The following is a 16,849-nucleotide window of genomic DNA, read 5'->3' as shown; positions in this document are numbered from 1 at the left end:
TCTCCTCTCTCAAGGAAACACGCTGTTTAGGGAATCTTTTTTATTTAATTTTCTACTCATTCATAATGGAATTGAGGGATGCATATGCCATGGGCAGGAAACCTTCCGAAGGTTCACCAATAGGTGCTTGGATGTGGAAAATGAAACCATTGCCGTCCAGTTCTTTCACGATAAAATACTCTGTTTTCTTATCATTCTGGGACATCATGTATAATCTTGCATCCTTCATCGGGCCGTTGCTGAGTTGTTCAGCCGTTAACTGCTTCACTTCTCCGGTCTCCGACAACTCTTCCTTGGCATCCATCTTCAGCGCATCCAGATTGTAATTCGCCGGCAGCTTCTCAATCTCTACCTCATAATCCGGATCAATCTTCATTGTTAATTCATGGTCTTCAGCGTCAAAAGCCATCGGTTCAAACACATAAAGTGAATAACCTTTCGCTTGTGCCAATGTCACTGGACGTTTCTCGGTTATTCCTTCTACCGTCACTTCCAGCTCTGATGTCTTCGGACGATCGGACGTTACTGTACCGCCTGCATTGGAACCGTTATTGTCATCACTCGATTCAATCTTTGCAATCTCTGTAAGTACCAACTGTTTCGTTGTTGCATCAATCGTTTTCTCTACATATTTGAAACGAACGGAATCTTCGTCATCGATATCATCCAGAGACTTCTGCAGATCTTCGCTCACCTGGAATGACATCGGCTTCTCATTCACTCGAATCTCAACGGTATGCGGATCAGCCCATCCAGTCAGAATACCTTCTGCTTCTATTGCAGCACTTTCATTTGGTTGTTGCTCCGGTGCTGGTGACTGTTCTTCCGTATTATTCACTGTTGGCTGTGCAGCAGGATTACTGTTCCCACAAGCCACAAGCGAGAATCCCATAAGTAAAACCAGGAGTGATGCACTGACTTTCATTGTATTTCCTTTTCGCATATGAACACCTCCGTTAGCTTATACGCAATGATGCTTGTCCATGTTGCTTCTCATCCATTGGCTTGGCTGTATACTAGTACTTACACGGGAGACAGGCAGCTCAATCATGCAAAATGTCTGAATGGTTGCTCAGATCCTCTGCTCAGCTGGCCTGATCCATCTGTACCAGTTTGGCATTGGCTCCGTTAAACGCTTTGGTCTGGAGGTTAAATTGCTTTCGGAATTCAGCAAGCTTCGCATATTCGCTATTCCGTACCCGAATGGCTCGCTTAATCTTAACCAGATTAGGTTCTGCACTTTCTCTCATCAGATCATACAACTGCTCATCGGCACTCAGACTCAACTGATACGAAGTAACAAAATTTTCCAATGCACGTGCTCTTGCTTCATATTGATCCAGCACCTTTTCTGCCTGTGCCAACGTTTCTTCTTTTTCAAATGATAGTTCTTTCAATGAACTACGCAGGGCCACCGTCTTCTCGTTGGTCTGTTCCATGGCCTCTTCCGCCTTTTTCAACAACGTTCTTCGTTCATGGATATGATCTGCTGCCTGATCCAGCAGTGCTTCGAGATCACTGTTTTTGTTCTTGCCTTTGTCTAAAATAGACTTGTATAACTTCATATCTTCCTGCTCATGACTGGTCAGCGTCTTCAAACTCTGATCGATCTCCTGACCGCTGAGCACCAATTGGTTTATCTGATTTGCCGCAGGCTCCTGCGGATCTCCACAACCACTCACCAGCAGAATTAGCAATACACTAACTGCCGCAAGCGCCACTTTTTTACTCGTTAGCACCCAAGTCCTTCCTCTCTTGCATCATCTTGTTGTTATATTACAAGCGGGTATCTCCGCTAAAATTGGCTACCCAGTGTGCATCCGGATCGTATACTTCGAACTCGTAACCCCGATCTTCGAGTAACTTCAGAATGCGTGGTAAAGCCTGCACCGTCTGCTCCCGCTCATGCATCAGAATCACTTCCTTATCCCGATGTACACTTTTGCTCACCCGGGCCACAATCTTGTCCGGCTGACCGGGAAGATTCCAATCGAGTGAATCTGTCGTCCAGTCCCACATTTTGAATCCGGCCGCAGCAATGTCCCCTCTGAACTTTTCACCGATCTGTGGACTGCTGCCATAAGGTGCACGAATAAGATGAGGTGTAAAACCAATCAGGTCTTGCACCATCTTCTGCTCTTTCTTGAACTCTTTCACAAAGTTCGCAGAGCTGCCACTCTTATACAGCTTTTTATAGTTATGCGTCATGCTGTGAAGCCCAGGATAACTGCCTTCCTTCAACAGCCGTTTCACTGCTTCCGGATGCTGATTCAACTGACGTCCGATCATAAAAAAGGTAGCTTTCGCCTCATGCTGCTTCAATATATCCAGCAGTTGTTCTGTATATTCAGTTGGCCCATCATCAAACGTTATGTAAGCCAATTTGCGAACCTGGCCCTGGAACCGTGCCGGCTCCTCCTTCGCATCCGGAGTAACTTGTATCATGCCAAGCTTGGCCGGCTGTTCGATTACAGTAATCGGAGGCGGCGCCACAACGCTTTTGATCCAATGCGTCATGCCAAAGAATACATATGTAATACCGGTAACGAACAGTACCAGGAGCATTAATGCTATGATTACCCTTCCATACCGGATTTTTCTTCGTTTATGTGTTTTCGTGCGACTTGTGCTAGGCGGAATACTGCCACGTTCTCCCGCTCTCTCTTGTTGAACTCTCACTGTCATGCCACTTCCTTACTTTCATTTTTTCCCGATTATTGGTATATTATCTCGTTTCATGTCTCTATATAGAAGATTAATAGAAAAATGGATCGGGAGAATGACAGAATAGTTACAAGCCCGGTTACAATCTACTTATCTCTTCGTTCTCTTTATCTTTCCTGCGGTTGTCTTCTCCTGTATAATGAAGTGATTTACGCTATCAGACTTCAAGAAGGAGCTACACCCATGACAAGCTTGAACCGTGCCGGCAGATCCATCTATCTGTTATTCTTTGTCGGCATTATCGCCATTTCTTTCTCTTCGATCTTTGTACGCTGGTCTACCGCAGATGTTGCGGTCATTGCCATGTACCGTCTATTTCTGACCAATCTGCTAATGCTCCCGTTTGTCTGGAAATACAGACATGAGATGATGCGTCTGAGCTTACGGCAGTGGGGCTTGCTGCTTGCATCCGGTGTGATGCTGGCCCTTCATTTCCTGCTCTGGATGGGTTCGCTGCGGCTCACCAGTGTTGCCAGTTCCACAGTTATTCTCGCGCTGGAGCCTATACTGATTCTTGCCGGTTCGGTATGGCTGTTCAAAGCCAAAATTAACCGCATGATGATCATCGGCATGGGCATCGCCCTGCTTGGATCAATCGTCATTGGCGCAGGAGATTTCCAGTTGGCAGGTACTGCCCTGCAAGGTGATGTCCTGTCTTTACTTGGCACAATCGCAGTCGCCGTTCATATGCTGCTGGGTCAATTTTTGCGAGCGGGACTTAGTGCATTTTCGTATAACTTCTGGGTGTTCTTCGTAGCTGCTTGCACGCTGGCGGTATATAATCTGATCATGGGCCATCCGTTCGGAGGTTACGCTGCGTCAGAGTGGGGAATCTTCCTGCTGCTCGCCATTGTGCCAACGATCTTTGGACATTATCTCTTCAACTGGCTGCTTCAATATATGAATGCCACGACGGTATCCATGGGCGTACTTGGGGAACCCGTATTCTCTTCATTACTGGCCTGGATGCTGCTCGGCGAATCCCTCAGTGCATTACAGATGTCTGCCGGGGTTGTCATTATATTCGGGGTATGGATCTTCATTCGATATGGCAAAACCAAACCTCAGATTGCTTCAGCAGAAGCCTCTGTTGCGGGAAAAGGGCCTATTGAACCTACAACGGTATAACGTATTTTTTCGTAAATCATAGTAATAAACGACTCTATCACTCTCATAAGGCGGTGTATTTTGATGAAAAATATTGTATCCATGCGCTGGCTGCTCGCCAGAATGTATGAACCGGATGTAGTTATTGCAGATTGCCGATTCTTGCTCGGTCAGCCAGAGGCTGGAAGACAAGCCTATGAAGCTGGACATATTCCAGGAGCTGTCTATCTCGATTTGGAAAAAGATCTGTCTTCTCCTGTGTCTGCGCACGGAGGACGTCACCCGCTTCCTGATCCGGCTGTGCTCGCAAGTCGTCTCTCCAAAGCTGGCATCGGCTCCAATAGTCGTATTGTTGCTTATGACGATCAAGGCGGAATGAATGCATCTCGGCTATGGTGGCTGCTTCGCTATATCGGTCATGAACAGGTGTATATCATGGACGAAGGTTTCTCCGCTTGGAAAAACGCCAAATATCCGGTGACTACGGATGTGCCGGTTCAGATCCCATCTTCCTTTGAGGTGAATGTGCAGCCAGCTATGCTGGCAAGTGTTGAGGATGTGCAACAAGCCTCTACAAATGGTAGTGCCGTGCTAATTGACTCCCGTGATGCTCGCCGTTATGCGGGTCTGGAGGAACCGATTGATGCCAAGGCCGGACATATTCCGGGTGCGGTGAATTATTTTTGGAAAGATGTGTTGGATTGGGATGGACGTTGGACAGATACTGGGGTGTTAGAAGAGCGTTTCAGTAAGCTGGACAAGGATGGTGCGATTATCGTGTATTGCGGCTCCGGCGTATCAGCCTGCCCGAACGTGATTGCACTGGAAGAAGCGGGATATACAAATGTGAAGTTGTATTCTGGAAGTTGGAGCGATTGGATCAGTTATAAGGAGAATTCGGTGGCTACCGAGGAAAATTAAGAATGTAGCGAGGGTGCACATTATCTCAAAGAGGAATACATCGCTAGGTGGCTTATCTGCCCCGGCGATGTATTTTTCTATGTTCGGAGTCAACATCAATTCAACAATACAACCCAGTAAGTATTTAAAAGCACACAGAAGTAGACATCAAGTGGCAGCTTTTTTTGATTCATGATAACGAAAAAAACCGTGATGGATATCTGTCCACCGCGGTTGATAATGAAATCTATTATTGTTTTTTACTTAACGATACATTAGCTGTTAACGTCTTGTCGATCGTCGTCCAGTTTACATAAGCACCTAGTATTTCATTAATAACAGAAACCGGAACTACGGTTTCGCCATTTAAAAGCTTAGGTACGTTTCTATTGAACACTAGTTTATCGTTAATTGAATACACATCTGAACCAATTTGCGCACTTATATTTTTCGCACCTAATTTGATTTGCGTTGTACGCGTCTTATTATCCCACACTACTGTACCGCCCAATAGCTCGGAAATTGTTCGAATCGGTACGTAGAACTCATTGTTATGAACAACCGGTTTGATTACCGTACCACCTACATACATTGCAACGTCAACATATTCAAGGAAATCGGTTTTTCGAATGAGTCCATGAACCCCTTTAGTTCGGTCTACCACCTGAGATACTTCATAATCCGTTGCCGCCGATAAGTACGCATAAGCTACACTTCTATCCATATCAAGCTTATCAGATAAGAACTGAATCGATTCACGTACTGATTCTTTCATTGCTTCATCCAAATCAGGGTCCAGTCCAATTGGAATCCAATAATCCTCTGTTTCAGCAAAGGGTTGCGTAAATTCTCCACTGTGTGGTAGTGATGGATCACCTTTCTTTAACACCGTTAACCGAACTGTCCCCCTTAAGGAAGCTTCCAATGCAGTTAACGCTACTTCTCCATCTCCTTGAGCAAAGTGTGGATCACCAGTATAGAATAGTCCGCCTTTAACTTGAATCGGATAATAAATAGTTGCACCAACACCCAACTCATTAATATCCATATTCCCTCCTGTTTCAATAGGTGGGATAGAACTCACAACTTCACTGGTATTTGGTGCAACCCCCATAACACCTAGAAACGGGTTAATTGGGAAACGTACATTTTTGCCAGCTTTTGTTGGTAATACCCCATACCAATTGCCGTTGATTTCTTCAATAGGCGTAAATATAGATACATTATTATATAGCTCCGGTTTTGTTGCGCTAGCTCCCTCTTGTGGGCCTGTATTTTCTGGAAATTCGTTAGGAAGGGCACCTTTACCATGGCGGTTAGAAATGACACCATATGGAACTCGAGTTTGCAACGAAAGGACTTCTACTTTAAGAACATCTCCTGGCTCTGCTCCCTCAACCGCTACTGGCCCAGTGATAATATGAGGTCCGTCTTTTACATAATCATGCTTAATCGCAGAAGCCCCAATTGCCTTCGCATCATCCAACACTCCATCGGGTGAGATACCGAATTTGCCGAAGTACTCCACTGGATTTCTCCCTTGATCTTCTATCAGTCCCTCATGCGATACCGTATCAAATGTTACAGCACTTCCTGATGGTACAGTAAGAATCGGAGAGCTGTCTCGATTAGGCAGTGATCCCCAGCGAATGTTCTCAATCGCAGACGTTACATAATAATCACCTTCTACCTTATCGATAGTTGTTGGTTGCAGTGGCATACTAAAACCCACTGAAGGTAGAGCAAATGTAAGCATACCTATAATCCCTACTGAAACTCCAAATCTCCTAATCGTTCGGTTAATAAACATTACGCTCCCCCTCTGTATTATGTAATATTTTCTGACACAAATAAACACTAACATATAAATACATTTACAACAATATTTTTCGTTAACAAACATAACATTAACGAGCTGCATATCAAGAAAAAACTTATAAATATAAATGATATGTAAGTATACTTAACATTTATAAGTCATATAAAACTTAAATACATTTAGTAAACTTAATGATCCTTCTTCAGCGATTTGAACAAATGAAATAAGTTTTAGGAAAATTATGTATGTATTTCATGTTTCTGAACCCGCCGCAGGAATACTACTGCACTCCGGTTCAGGCTTAATCACCTGTCCGCACGTGATTGCACTGGAAAAAGCGGGATACTCAAATGTGAAGTTGTATTCCGGAAGCTGGAGTTACTGGATTAGTTATGAGGAGAACCCGGTGGCTACTGGGGAAAAATAAAGACTAAGAGCCCACGTTTTGCGCGGGCTTCTCTTTGCTTTCATTATATTCATGTAGCACTTTAGATGCTTTCATTTTCGACTTCTGTCACGTTCAGATTTAGCTTATGTTTTCGGCATACTTCGTAAAAATCTTTTGAAACAATAGGTTTGAAGATATTTATATAATCCAGCATAAAAAATTCATGCTCGCCAATTCGCTCTTCATGAAGGCAGATTCGAGATACAACTTTGACGATCTTACGTGGAGGTTGTTGTACAGATGCAGCAATGACCGCTTTGCGCCCATATTCTGAACGTTCATAATCAAAAACATCCAAACGATCGAGCTGATGTGCAGTCCAATAGGTTTTTTCAACCGCACGACCGTCGTGGTAACACACCGTTGTCGGAATAAACTGTGTATTTGTTTTCGTTTCCTCCAACAGCGTTTTAAAACGATCTGATACGTGTCTCGTTCCTGTGATCGTCTCAAAATAATCTACGTTCAGGTTGCGTACCGTAGACAGTAGCTCAACCTCTGCCATTGTCCCCTCGGGCAACGGATTCTCTATCGCCAAATAATTCATATCTAATTGGGGAGTGAAAGTTGTTCCGCCACTAATAAACCCTCTACGTGGATATTGAGATTCCAGAAAATAATAGTTCAAAAGAATGATGTCTCCTTTCCAAATAAAGTGCCTTTCAATCAATTATACAGGTTAAGCGGCCCCTCCAATTACTCCGCGGTTTTAAGCAAGTTATCCACAATAAAATCAAGCTGTTTGTCTAACGAATAAATATCATTGTAGAAAAATAAACCAAAGCTCATATCAATCAGACGTCCTTCTTTGACTGCGGGGATGTTATTCCAAATTGAATTGTCTGACAGATCAACCATTCCTTCAAAGGAAGAACGGAATATATAATCACCCACATATTCAGGTAATACTTCATAAGAAACGTCCTTGCTTGTAGCATCGTTTCTTGCACTTTCAATTTCACGTTGCAAGACTTCAGGTGCTTTCATCCCTAAATATTGATAAATAATCTGCGAACCCCGGCCATAACCCAAGCCTGTCATTACAGCCATGGAACCTTTGTTACTTTCCATTATTGTGACGGTTTTATCCAAAATACCTGCTTGTTCAAGTTTTTCCTTGCTTTGCTCAACCTTTTTGTGAAGGTTATCTAACATTTCCTGAGCTTGTCCCTCTTTACCCAGAATTTCACCAAGCAAATTCATACGTTCTTCTACTGGCAGGTCATAAGGAATATATACTGTAGGGGCAATCATTTTAAGTCCTTCATAGATTTCTTCATTGGTAACAATAATGAGATCGGGATTAAGCGCAGTTACTGCTTCCGGGTCCGGCTTAAATGCTCCTAATGAAGTGGCACCTTCCAGTTCGCTCGCAAAAGCCGCTCCTTCTTCTATAGAAGAAATCCCCACAGGATTTACGCCTAAAGCAAGCAAATCACCCATTAGATACAGGACAACCACTCGTTGTGGATTAACCGGTACTTCAATATCACCTTTTATGGTGGTTACGGTCTTCATTTGAGATTGTGTATCTGTATTGTTAGCGTTGTTGGCCGATACCTGATTCGTTGGCTTCTGAGAACCTTCATTGGCTGCCGGACTTCCTGCCCCACCAGTTGAACAAGCACTAAGCAATAGGCTTAAACAAAGTAATAATGTGATAGCCAAGGGTGTCTTTCTACTTCTGTACATCAATAATTCCTCCTCAAATATATGCTGATTATGATAATCATTATCAATATATAAGGAAGTTAGATCCTGTACAATGCCTAATCGTGCCACAGTCGATGGTACATTAGGACTTTCATGCTGCTTACGATAACGAATAGGTGCAATCCCCATATATTTTTTAAATATTTTAGCAAGATAATAACCATCCGGATAACCAACAGCCTTGGCAATTTCCTGTAAAGTAGCATCTGTAGCAAGCAGCAGTTCCTTCGCTTTGTTCATCCGGATTTGAATGACAAAATCAATCGGACTATAACCAGTCTGGCGTTTGAATAACCTTGATAAATGACGTGGACTGCTGTCCATAAGCTCTGCTAACAAGTCCATTGTAATGGGTTCAGCATAGTGTTCCTGCATATAATATTTCATTTGGGCAACCAGGTCTGGCTTTATTGTTGGCACGCGCCCATTGTGGATTTGCCATAACAACTCGTATACAAATTGATAAAATAATGACTTTACATGAAACTGTTCCAGTGCCTCATGCTCTTCCCAAGCTGTCATCATGTACTGTACTTTGCTTAACAAGGAAACAGGCTGATCAGGTGCAAAGCCGTATTGAAGCTTGAAGGGATTACGGTGCTCCATCAAGGCCAGAATATCCTGACGTTCAGGCAGCGGGATGATGGCTTTGTAATAAATCATATAATAATCAAGGACCTCTTCAACAGGCAAAATGTTCAGACAACAGCCCTTCCCACCATGTAAAATATGGAATCGCGAGACCTGATGATCTTTTCCATCCAACTGGATAACAGCATTGCCACGCACCGTGTATAAGAAACAGCTCACAGGGAATCGATAGGAGTGAAGTCCCTCCTTCATTTGCATAGTTATATGGCGAATATCCATTATTTTAATAGATGCCTTGTTCCATAATAAAAGATGTTCATTGAAATGTAAGATGGCTTCCCAGCTCCTTAAAATCATTGGTCATATATAGTCAACAGAGAGTCAACTTGCATGCAAAATAGGGGCCGGATCACCCACTAACGTGAGTACCCGACCCCTTGCTTTGATATACGTATGAATATACAGACCTTAATCAACACTTTAACAGATCGAAAAGAAACAGTCTATATTTTTGGGAAAATATTCTATATATTTAGGTTGCTGGCCGGCAAAATACAGATGAAACGGAGCATAGATCAATGACTTCCAACAACCATCTTACTCGTGAAGAATTACAGGATTATCTGCACAATGTATTTGGTGCCAGTCACCTCATAACGCAGATCGCAAGAATACATGGAGGCGCACAAAAAGTCATTTACAAAATTGACTGCACGAATGGTTTCACTTGTATGCTGTACGTTTGGGATATTTCCAGCAACTATTTTCAGGAAGAGATCTTGAATGAGCCCACTTTCCACAGTTCCTATGGCAGCGAACTTTTCTCTTTGAATACTCGCTTTCTCGCTCAACATGGAATTCGAACACCAATCTTGTATGATCTGAATAACGATAGAGACCAGCACTCTTATGATTTTGCTCTTGTTGAGTATGTGGATGGACAGAAAGCCGAAGCCTATTTCCAGCACAAAAATCACAAAGATCGGGATGAGTTGTTTCAACGGATCAGGGATATGTTGTCTAATATGCATAACGTCCAAAGAAACGTTTATGGAAACACCAACGATATCAGCAAAAAGGCTGGGCCTTGCTACCAAGTTCAGCGGTTAGATGCCGAATCAGCCTTATCCTATGCATCCAAGCACATGACAGATATAAGGAAAAATGACGAAAAGCTGCTTGAGAAACTTTACGAATTGGAAGCAGCGATTCAACCCAGAGATCTCTATAGTTTCATTCATGGAGAGTTGGGTCCGGATCATATATGGATAGATCATGCTATGCAACCATGCCCTATTGATATTGAGGGCGCAGGATTCTTCGATCTCGAACATGAGCATAGCTTTCTGGAGTTTCGATTTGGAGACTTTTATCACTACTTAAAAAATAATGATCTCGACCCGGAGCGGATGACATTTTATCGATTTTGCCATCATTTGTCCTTGATATCAGGAGGACTGAAACTGCTTCACAGACAATTCCCCGATCAGCAATTCGCAAGAGGCCTCGCAGAGTATCATGCCAGATGTGCAGTTCAAATGCTTTCATGAATATGGATATAAGCCTGGAAGGAGATTTGGAGCATGGAGTTTATTCACGAAGATGAAAAACTTGCAGTGAGCGTTATTCAAGCCATTCACACTGGAGATATTCCAACGTTAGAGCAACTGCTGGCAGAGAATCCGGGATTGGCAAAGATAAGAATATTGGAAAGAAAGCCTGACAACGTAGATGCCGACTCTAATATCTCTCGAACGCTGCTGCACGTGGTGACGGATTGGCCGGGGCACTTCCCTAATGGAGCGGATGCCGTGCGAGTATTGACCAAGTTTGGTGCGGAAGTGAATGCTCCTTTTGTCGGTCCAAACATCGAGACACCTTTGCATTGGGCTGCAAGCTCCAATGATGTTCAAGTGCTCGATGCCCTTCTTGATGCTGGCGCAGACATTGAAACGCCTGGCGCGGTGATCGCCGGTGGCACGCCGCTGGACGATGCTATTGCTTTTGCACAATGGAATGCAGCATGGCGCTTGGTTGAGCGCGGTGCGATCTTTGCCCTTTGGCATGCCGCCGCCCTTGGAGATATTCACGCCATACAAGAACATTTTAAAGGAGCCAAACTCCCGGAACGTTATCCTTGGGGAACGAGTACCTCCCCTTCTCCGCCCGATGCAGTAAGCGTTGCCTTCTGGTGTGCTTGCCATGGAGGTCAAAGAGAAACAGCCGAATACCTGCTTGACCAAGGCGCCGAACTGAACTGGTTAGCCACCTGGGATGGAATGACTCCACTGGACACAGCAAAACGTAATTTTTCAGCTGAACTGATCCCGTGGCTTGAAAGTCAAGGTGCCAAATCCGCTAACGAGATTCACACAGGTAGATGAAAAGCTAGCATGGAATTGCCATTCGCCAGTGGCTGCGAATACAGTTATGAGGAGAATCCGGTGGCCACTGGGGAAGTATAGAAGACTCCAACAAATATCCACAACGAAAAGGACATCGCCACTTGAGCGATGTCCTTTTCGTTGTGGAGTGACCCTAGAACCGTGAGAGGCGACAAGGGTCTAATTCATTTCTTGATTTGCCATCAATAATTTCACTTGCAGCCAGATTCGCAATCAGCGGCGCCAGCGTAATTGCAGAATGCATTAGCGTCAGATAAAGTCCATTCATGTGATCATGGAAGCCCACAATCGGATAACCGTCTTCAGGCATGGGTCTCCATCCAACCTTTATGCTCTCCAGTTCCAATTGATTACCGTGCTTGAGACTGCGACGCAATGTGTCGTAAGCTCGCTTACCGACCGCCTGTGGTCCGTTTTCCTCCGACTCGTCGATATAATCTTCCGCAGCCAGCAGCGTATAATCTGTCAGTTGACGCGCTTCAAATTGCGCATTGGAGATTAATGTGTGTATCCGTTTATTAGCAGTTTTCATCCGAATCAGAATCGAAGGTGACGAAGTTATTGGCACGTGACAACCTAACGGGTTACAAAGTTCGGGTGTACCTGTTCCTGCAGCCAATACCACAACATCCGACTCCACAAAACCCTTGGATGTATGAACACCAACCAGATGGGAACCCTCTTGCTTCAGCTGTGTAACGTTGGTGTCGAACTGAATATTTGCTCCGTACTCTTGCGCTTTGCTCAACAACAGCTCCGTTACCGCAATAGGGTCCACCGCACCTTCTTCGCTGACAAACATGGCTTCATCCGGATATTCCTTCAGATTGGGCTCCAATGCCTCAAGCTGCTCCCGGTTTAATTTTTGAAAGTGTTGCTCCCTTAGAGGCGGAGTGTCCCAAGTTAGCGCGCCATGCCAATGAATTTTCAGTTCGGACAACTCTTGCTGAAGTGTGTGATATTCTTCCACAGCTGCATCGTACAAATGCCAGTATTCAGGAGCCACTCTATGCGTCGTATGTATCCAGGCAAATGATTTTTCTGTGACTTCACGCGCCGCGGCTGAGTGCCGTTCAATAACCGTTACATCTTGATTTCGTTTGGCTAGATGATAGGCCATACACGCCCCAACAATCCCTGCACCAATGATCACAATTTTTTGTTTATTCAAAACTAACTCTCCCTTGTCACCCTATCCCCCCAAGGAATCGATTTTCCGAAGTTCGGATGGGTTTGCTCCTTTTTCGTCTTCTTCGCCGTACAGCTTCTCCATATGCTGCATATGGCCGGCTCCCCAGTCGCTCATTGTCTGGAGCACAGGTTTCATGAGCTGTCCGTACTCCGTAATCGAGTATTCGACCTTAGGCGGAATTTGAGCATATACTTCGCGATGCACAATATCGTGATACTCCAGTTCTTTTAACTGCTGGGTCAGCATTTTTTTCGAAATATCTGGAATGGCTTTTTGTAATTCGCTGAACCGCATTGTACCGTTGCTAAGCAGTCGTAGAAGAATCAAAGATTTCCATTTACCCGTAAGAATATCCAAGGCCGTTCCGAATTTGCAATATACCGTCATTCTTATTCCTCACTTTCTGACCATATCCGGGTATACTTTTGGTTACCTGGTTAGGTTTAAGTGCCTACTTCCAGATTGGGCCTTCTCACCTTAGTATAGAGGCAGATATTAAAATCGAGCAAGTGAGAGGATAAGAAAAGATGAATGTAACGTTATGGATCGTACAACTTATATTGGCGCTAGGTTTCGTATATTCAGGATGGATGAAAACCATTCGTATCGAGTCGTCAAAAAAGACCTGGGCCTGGGTCAATGATGTGCCAAAAAGTCTAGTTATTTGGATCGGTATCGCGGAGCTACTAGGAGCGCTGGGCCTTTTTTTGCCTTGGGCGCTGAACATCACTCCGGTGCTTACGCCGATCGCCGCAATCGCTTTGGCTGTTGTCACACTGCTTGGAATGCTGTTTCATGTTTGGCGTAAAGAGTACCGGGAGCTCAGCGTAAATATCTTTTTTATAGTTCTGGCATTGATCGTAGCCTTTGGAAGACTATAAAGGAAACGGGGAACGTTCTGGAAAGTGACAAAAAGCCACTAATATTATTATATAATAACCTCACCACATAAAAGGCTGGCTTCAACAGCTCATGGAAGGAAGACAACTCTCTATTGAAAGCAACCTTGAATGTACAAGAACACATACTCATCTGGAATTGTGCATCGCTCAAAATCATGGATGTACGACATATTGTCATACAAGCCGACGAGTGCGTACGTCCTTACCTGTTCCCTGCCAGCGCCTTTCTGTACGTAACGAATGGCAATGCAACCGTGATCTTAGACGGAAATGAGCATGCTACCAAACCATTTTATATGCTTCATGGGGGCAAAAACACCCGTCTGGACATCATCCCAACGGACGAATCCTTTCATTATTACCTAATTTTCTACAAAGCCTCCTTAGCGCTATCTGGCAAGCAGCATACACTTCAACAACCGGATCAACCATTGCCATTCCACCTCCAGTACGGTTTTATTCCATATCATCCTGCCATCCTCTACGAAATCACTGAGCGAATGCTGGGCGAGTGGAATAAACCGGGACGCTTGGAGCGACTCCATACCAAAACACTATTCTATCAATTTGTATATGAATTGCTCAGACAAATGGATCAACAGCAGGTAAGCATTGTTAGGCCTAACCTTGCTTCTCAGCTTATTCGCTATATGCAGGAGCACTACGCCAAGCCGCTGACGCGGGAAACCCTCGCTCATACATTCCATTACAGCGTCCCTTATCTGTCCAAGTACTTCCGACGTGAAACTGGCGCAAGTCTAATCGATTACTTAATCGGTATTAGGATGAACAAAGCAGTAACGCTGTTGCAAAAGACCGAGTTATCTCTGCAAGAAGTCGCTGCAAGCGTCGGATATGCTGATGTATCCTATTTTATAAGAATGTTCAAAAAACATACGGGAGTCACACCAAAGCAATTCAAGGATGAGTCCGGACAAGTGACAAAAGGTTCTTATCGTCCTATCCTTAGGCTTCGATCATCCATTGCTCCGCGTAAACTCCGTCGTTATATTGATATCAGAGATGATAATCATTATCAACATAGCGAAAAAGGAGATTTACGGATGTATAGAAGCAAACTACCTGTAGGAATTACCCTACTGTTGTGCCTAACTCTATTGGTTAGCGCATGTTCCAGGCCAGCAAACACGAATGGAAGCACTGGCAGTACGCAAAGTCCAACTGTAGGTGCAGAGAGTAATATCAGTAACACCACAAACGGAAGCTCGGAGATGGTAACCTATTCTGCGGTTAACGGTGAAGTACAAATCCCCAAAAAACCTCAAAGGGTAGTAATGGTTGCAGGAGCCTTTACCGGTCATTTGCTAGCTCTTGGCCTTAAGCCTGTTGGAACTGGTGATGAGTCCTTTAACAGTTATACAGAAGGAAAGCTCGATGACGTTGTCAACATCGGTAACGATGTACCCTACGAGAAAATCATGGAGTTGCAGCCGGATTTAATTGTCGTTTGGAATGACCCTGAAACGATCGAAAAGCTGTCCAAAATTGCGCCGACCGTCGCTGTTGAATATGGAATACCTCTACGGGAGCAATTGATGGATTTTGGCAAGATGACTGGTAGAGAAGAGCAAGCGAAGGCCTGGATCGCAGAGTGGGATGCTAAGATCGCTGAATATAAACCACTCGTGGAGCAAGCGGTAGGTGATCGCACGGTTTCGATTTTTGATACGGGAAGTGCCAAAGAATTTTATGCCTACGGGAGCTTTGGTAGAGGTGGAGATATTATTTATGGAGAGTTTGGCCTGAAGGCACCGCCGATCATTCAGAAGGAAGCCATCGATAGCGGCAAAGGTTGGGCCAAGTTATCACTTGAATTGTTACCACAATATGCAGGAGATTATATCTTTGTAAGTGGATGGACAGGTGATGAGAGTGGGGATTCCGTTTTTGAAGGTCCTATCTGGGATAACCTCCCTGCTGTCCAGAATAATCACGTTTATCGCGAGGAAAGCCGTGGCTTCGTGTTTAGTGACCCAATTTCGTTGGAAGCCCAACTTAAATTTGTCGTAGACAGCCTAACCAAAACAGAGTGAAATTGAGTAGGCCACGGTATGTACGAGGCGAGGAGCAATCCTCGTCTTTTTATGTTTTTGTATAGTCCTTATCTTTCATTTGAAGAGAGTTTGAAAACAAAAGCACACACATAAACAGGGACCTCTCACCATGTTGGCAAGAGTCCCTGTCTTTAAACTTGTTATATAGCCCATTTTCCGTTAAGTGATGGTAAGGCCGCCACTTGCATATCCCGCTACCGTTGTAGCCACATCAATTCCGGCTGTTACTGATGCTGAGAACACCATAAGCAGGCGGTCACCGGCAGATACCGGAATACTCAGTCCTGTAGTCACCCCGCTGGATATTGTGCCCAGTGCCAAAATGCCAGTCAGTGGAGGAGCTAAGGTTACCAATGCACCCGGTACAGCTGTAAAGGAGTTATTAGGTGTAGTGGATCGGAATAATTGTGCAGTTAAGGTTACTGTAGATCCAACCAAACTAAGTCCGGCTGTTGTGCTGAAATAAGCGGCCAGTGAAGTAATCGTTCCTGCACGCGATGCTGAGAAAGCAAAGTTAAGCAATGTGCCTGCAGCGCCTGTGAGATCAATAATTCCTCCGTTAACACTTACTCCGGTAGAACTGTTACCAAAACCAACTAAACTGGAAGTATTCAAAAGTCCACCCAAAACTGTAGTCAACACAACAGGAAGTCCTGATGCATAAGGAATAATTGTTCCAGAACCACTCGCACCCGTAGCCCCGGTTGTACCTGTTGCTCCGGTTACTCCCGTTGTACCTGATGCGCCTGTTGCTCCCGTTACTCCGGTCGTACCTGCTGTGCCTGTTGCTCCCGTTACTCCGGTTGTACCTGCTGTGCCTGTTGCTCCGGTTACTCCCGTTGTACCTGGTGCGCCTGTTTCTCCTGTTGCTCCTGTTGTACCTGCTGTGCCTGTCGCTCCGGTTACTCCCGTTGTACCTGCTGTGCCTGTTGCTCCGGTTACTCCCGTTGTACCTGCTGTGCCTGTTGCTCCG

15 protein-coding genes and 1 pseudogene are annotated in these 16,849 nt (G+C 44.6%); 7 read left to right on the top strand and 9 right to left on the bottom strand.

Going from position 1 to position 16,849, the window contains the following annotated elements; all coding sequences use genetic code 11:
- Positions 1-52: 52 nt before the first annotated feature.
- From C161_RS04740 to C161_RS04730, 3 genes are all read right to left on the bottom strand, one after another.
- The gene (locus C161_RS04740; RefSeq protein WP_036668499.1) at positions 53-943 is read right to left on the bottom strand and encodes a hypothetical protein; all 891 of its coding nucleotides are present in this window, start codon (positions 941-943) and stop codon (positions 53-55) included.
- Positions 944-1,085: 142 nt separating this feature from the next.
- Complete coding sequence (locus C161_RS04735) at positions 1,086-1,739, bottom strand: YkyA family protein (RefSeq protein WP_036668498.1); 654 nt, start codon at positions 1,737-1,739, stop codon at positions 1,086-1,088.
- Between the two features lie 37 nt (positions 1,740-1,776).
- Positions 1,777-2,679 (bottom strand): polysaccharide deacetylase family protein, encoded by a 903-nt coding sequence (locus C161_RS04730; RefSeq protein WP_235193735.1) that lies wholly within the window; start codon positions 2,677-2,679, stop codon positions 1,777-1,779.
- Positions 2,680-2,907: 228 nt separating this feature from the next.
- On the opposite strand from C161_RS04730, the gene C161_RS04725 reads away from it, so the two are divergent.
- Complete coding sequence (locus C161_RS04725) at positions 2,908-3,852, top strand: DMT family transporter (RefSeq protein ID WP_036668496.1); 945 nt, start codon at positions 2,908-2,910, stop codon at positions 3,850-3,852.
- A gap of 63 nt (positions 3,853-3,915) precedes the next feature.
- On the top strand, positions 3,916-4,752 hold the full coding sequence (locus C161_RS04720) for a sulfurtransferase (protein ID WP_036668495.1): 837 nt from the start codon (positions 3,916-3,918) through the stop codon (positions 4,750-4,752).
- 229 nt (positions 4,753-4,981) lie between these two features.
- Here C161_RS04720 and C161_RS04715 read toward each other — a convergent pair whose 3' ends face one another.
- Positions 4,982-6,541 carry an acetamidase/formamidase family protein gene (locus tag C161_RS04715; RefSeq protein ID WP_036668494.1) on the bottom strand — a complete coding sequence of 520 codons (1,560 nt, stop codon included), beginning with the start codon at positions 6,539-6,541 and terminating at the stop codon, positions 4,982-4,984.
- A 295-nt stretch (positions 6,542-6,836) separates the two neighbouring features.
- Between C161_RS04715 and C161_RS32910 the strand changes: the two are divergent.
- Positions 6,837-6,977, top strand: a pseudogene (locus tag C161_RS32910) (sulfurtransferase); the annotation flags it as partial.
- Between the two features lie 61 nt (positions 6,978-7,038).
- On the opposite strand, the gene C161_RS04705 reads toward C161_RS32910, so the two are convergent.
- Positions 7,039-7,626: an imm11 family protein gene (locus tag C161_RS04705; protein WP_036668492.1), complete on the bottom strand. Its 588-nt coding sequence runs from the start codon at positions 7,624-7,626 to the stop codon at positions 7,039-7,041.
- A 68-nt stretch (positions 7,627-7,694) separates the two neighbouring features.
- Positions 7,695-9,659 carry an AraC family transcriptional regulator gene (locus C161_RS04700; protein ID WP_036668491.1) on the bottom strand — a complete coding sequence of 655 codons (1,965 nt, stop codon included), beginning with the start codon at positions 9,657-9,659 and terminating at the stop codon, positions 7,695-7,697.
- A 221-nt stretch (positions 9,660-9,880) separates the two neighbouring features.
- Here C161_RS04700 and C161_RS04695 point away from each other — a divergent pair, with 221 nt between their 5' ends.
- Positions 9,881-10,852: a phosphotransferase gene (locus tag C161_RS04695; protein ID WP_051449583.1), complete on the top strand. Its 972-nt coding sequence runs from the start codon at positions 9,881-9,883 to the stop codon at positions 10,850-10,852.
- A gap of 33 nt (positions 10,853-10,885) precedes the next feature.
- A complete protein-coding gene (locus tag C161_RS04690; RefSeq protein WP_036668490.1) occupies positions 10,886-11,686 on the top strand; it encodes an ankyrin repeat domain-containing protein in 801 nt (266 codons plus the stop codon).
- A 154-nt stretch (positions 11,687-11,840) separates the two neighbouring features.
- Here the strand turns inward: C161_RS04690 and C161_RS04685 are convergent, their stop codons facing one another.
- Both C161_RS04685 and C161_RS04680 read right to left on the bottom strand, forming a co-directional pair.
- Positions 11,841-12,878, bottom strand: coding sequence for an NAD(P)/FAD-dependent oxidoreductase (locus tag C161_RS04685; protein WP_036668489.1), 1,038 nt, complete (start codon positions 12,876-12,878; stop codon positions 11,841-11,843).
- A 21-nt stretch (positions 12,879-12,899) separates the two neighbouring features.
- The gene (locus C161_RS04680) at positions 12,900-13,286 is read right to left on the bottom strand and encodes a winged helix-turn-helix transcriptional regulator (protein WP_047843861.1); all 387 of its coding nucleotides are present in this window, start codon (positions 13,284-13,286) and stop codon (positions 12,900-12,902) included.
- 140 nt (positions 13,287-13,426) lie between these two features.
- On the opposite strand from C161_RS04680, the gene C161_RS04675 reads away from it, so the two are divergent.
- Both C161_RS04675 and C161_RS04670 read left to right on the top strand, forming a co-directional pair.
- Positions 13,427-13,780 (top strand): DoxX family protein, encoded by a 354-nt coding sequence (locus C161_RS04675; RefSeq protein WP_036668488.1) that lies wholly within the window; start codon positions 13,427-13,429, stop codon positions 13,778-13,780.
- Positions 13,781-13,956: 176 nt separating this feature from the next.
- Complete coding sequence (locus C161_RS04670) at positions 13,957-15,855, top strand: AraC family transcriptional regulator (protein WP_047844455.1); 1,899 nt, start codon at positions 13,957-13,959, stop codon at positions 15,853-15,855.
- A 180-nt stretch (positions 15,856-16,035) separates the two neighbouring features.
- On the opposite strand, the gene C161_RS04665 is transcribed toward C161_RS04670, so the two are convergent.
- Positions 16,036-16,849, bottom strand: an 814-nt coding sequence (locus C161_RS04665; RefSeq protein ID WP_036668487.1) for an exosporium glycoprotein BclB-related protein, incomplete at its 5' end; no start/stop codon positions are given.

The organism is Paenibacillus sp. FSL R5-192, assembly GCF_000517845.1.
In the GTDB taxonomy this organism is placed as follows: Bacteria; Bacillota; Bacilli; order Paenibacillales; family Paenibacillaceae; genus Paenibacillus; species Paenibacillus amylolyticus.
The sequence above is the reverse complement of the archived record's forward strand: the minus strand, read 5'-3'. Positions and strand labels throughout refer to the sequence as shown.

What these genes read in the sequence shown, in the direction of transcription:
- C161_RS04725 (WP_036668496.1), top strand. Translation starts at nt 2,908, where the DNA reads ATGACAAGCTTGAACCGTGCCGGCAGATCCATCTATCTGTTATTCTTT.
- C161_RS04690 (WP_036668490.1), top strand. Translation starts at nt 10,886, where the DNA reads ATGGAGTTTATTCACGAAGATGAAAAACTTGCAGTGAGCGTTATTCAA.
- C161_RS04740 (WP_036668499.1), bottom strand. Translation starts at nt 943, where the DNA reads ATGCGAAAAGGAAATACAATGAAAGTCAGTGCATCACTCCTGGTTTTA.
- C161_RS04720 (WP_036668495.1), top strand. Translation starts at nt 3,916, where the DNA reads ATGAAAAATATTGTATCCATGCGCTGGCTGCTCGCCAGAATGTATGAA.
- C161_RS04695 (WP_051449583.1), top strand. Translation starts at nt 9,881, where the DNA reads ATGACTTCCAACAACCATCTTACTCGTGAAGAATTACAGGATTATCTG.
- C161_RS04680 (WP_047843861.1), bottom strand. Translation starts at nt 13,286, where the DNA reads ATGACGGTATATTGCAAATTCGGAACGGCCTTGGATATTCTTACGGGT.
- C161_RS04670 (WP_047844455.1), top strand. Translation starts at nt 13,957, where the DNA reads ATGGATGTACGACATATTGTCATACAAGCCGACGAGTGCGTACGTCCT.
- C161_RS04700 (WP_036668491.1), bottom strand. Translation starts at nt 9,659, where the DNA reads ATGATTTTAAGGAGCTGGGAAGCCATCTTACATTTCAATGAACATCTT.
- C161_RS04715 (WP_036668494.1), bottom strand. Translation starts at nt 6,541, where the DNA reads ATGTTTATTAACCGAACGATTAGGAGATTTGGAGTTTCAGTAGGGATT.
- C161_RS04675 (WP_036668488.1), top strand. Translation starts at nt 13,427, where the DNA reads ATGAATGTAACGTTATGGATCGTACAACTTATATTGGCGCTAGGTTTC.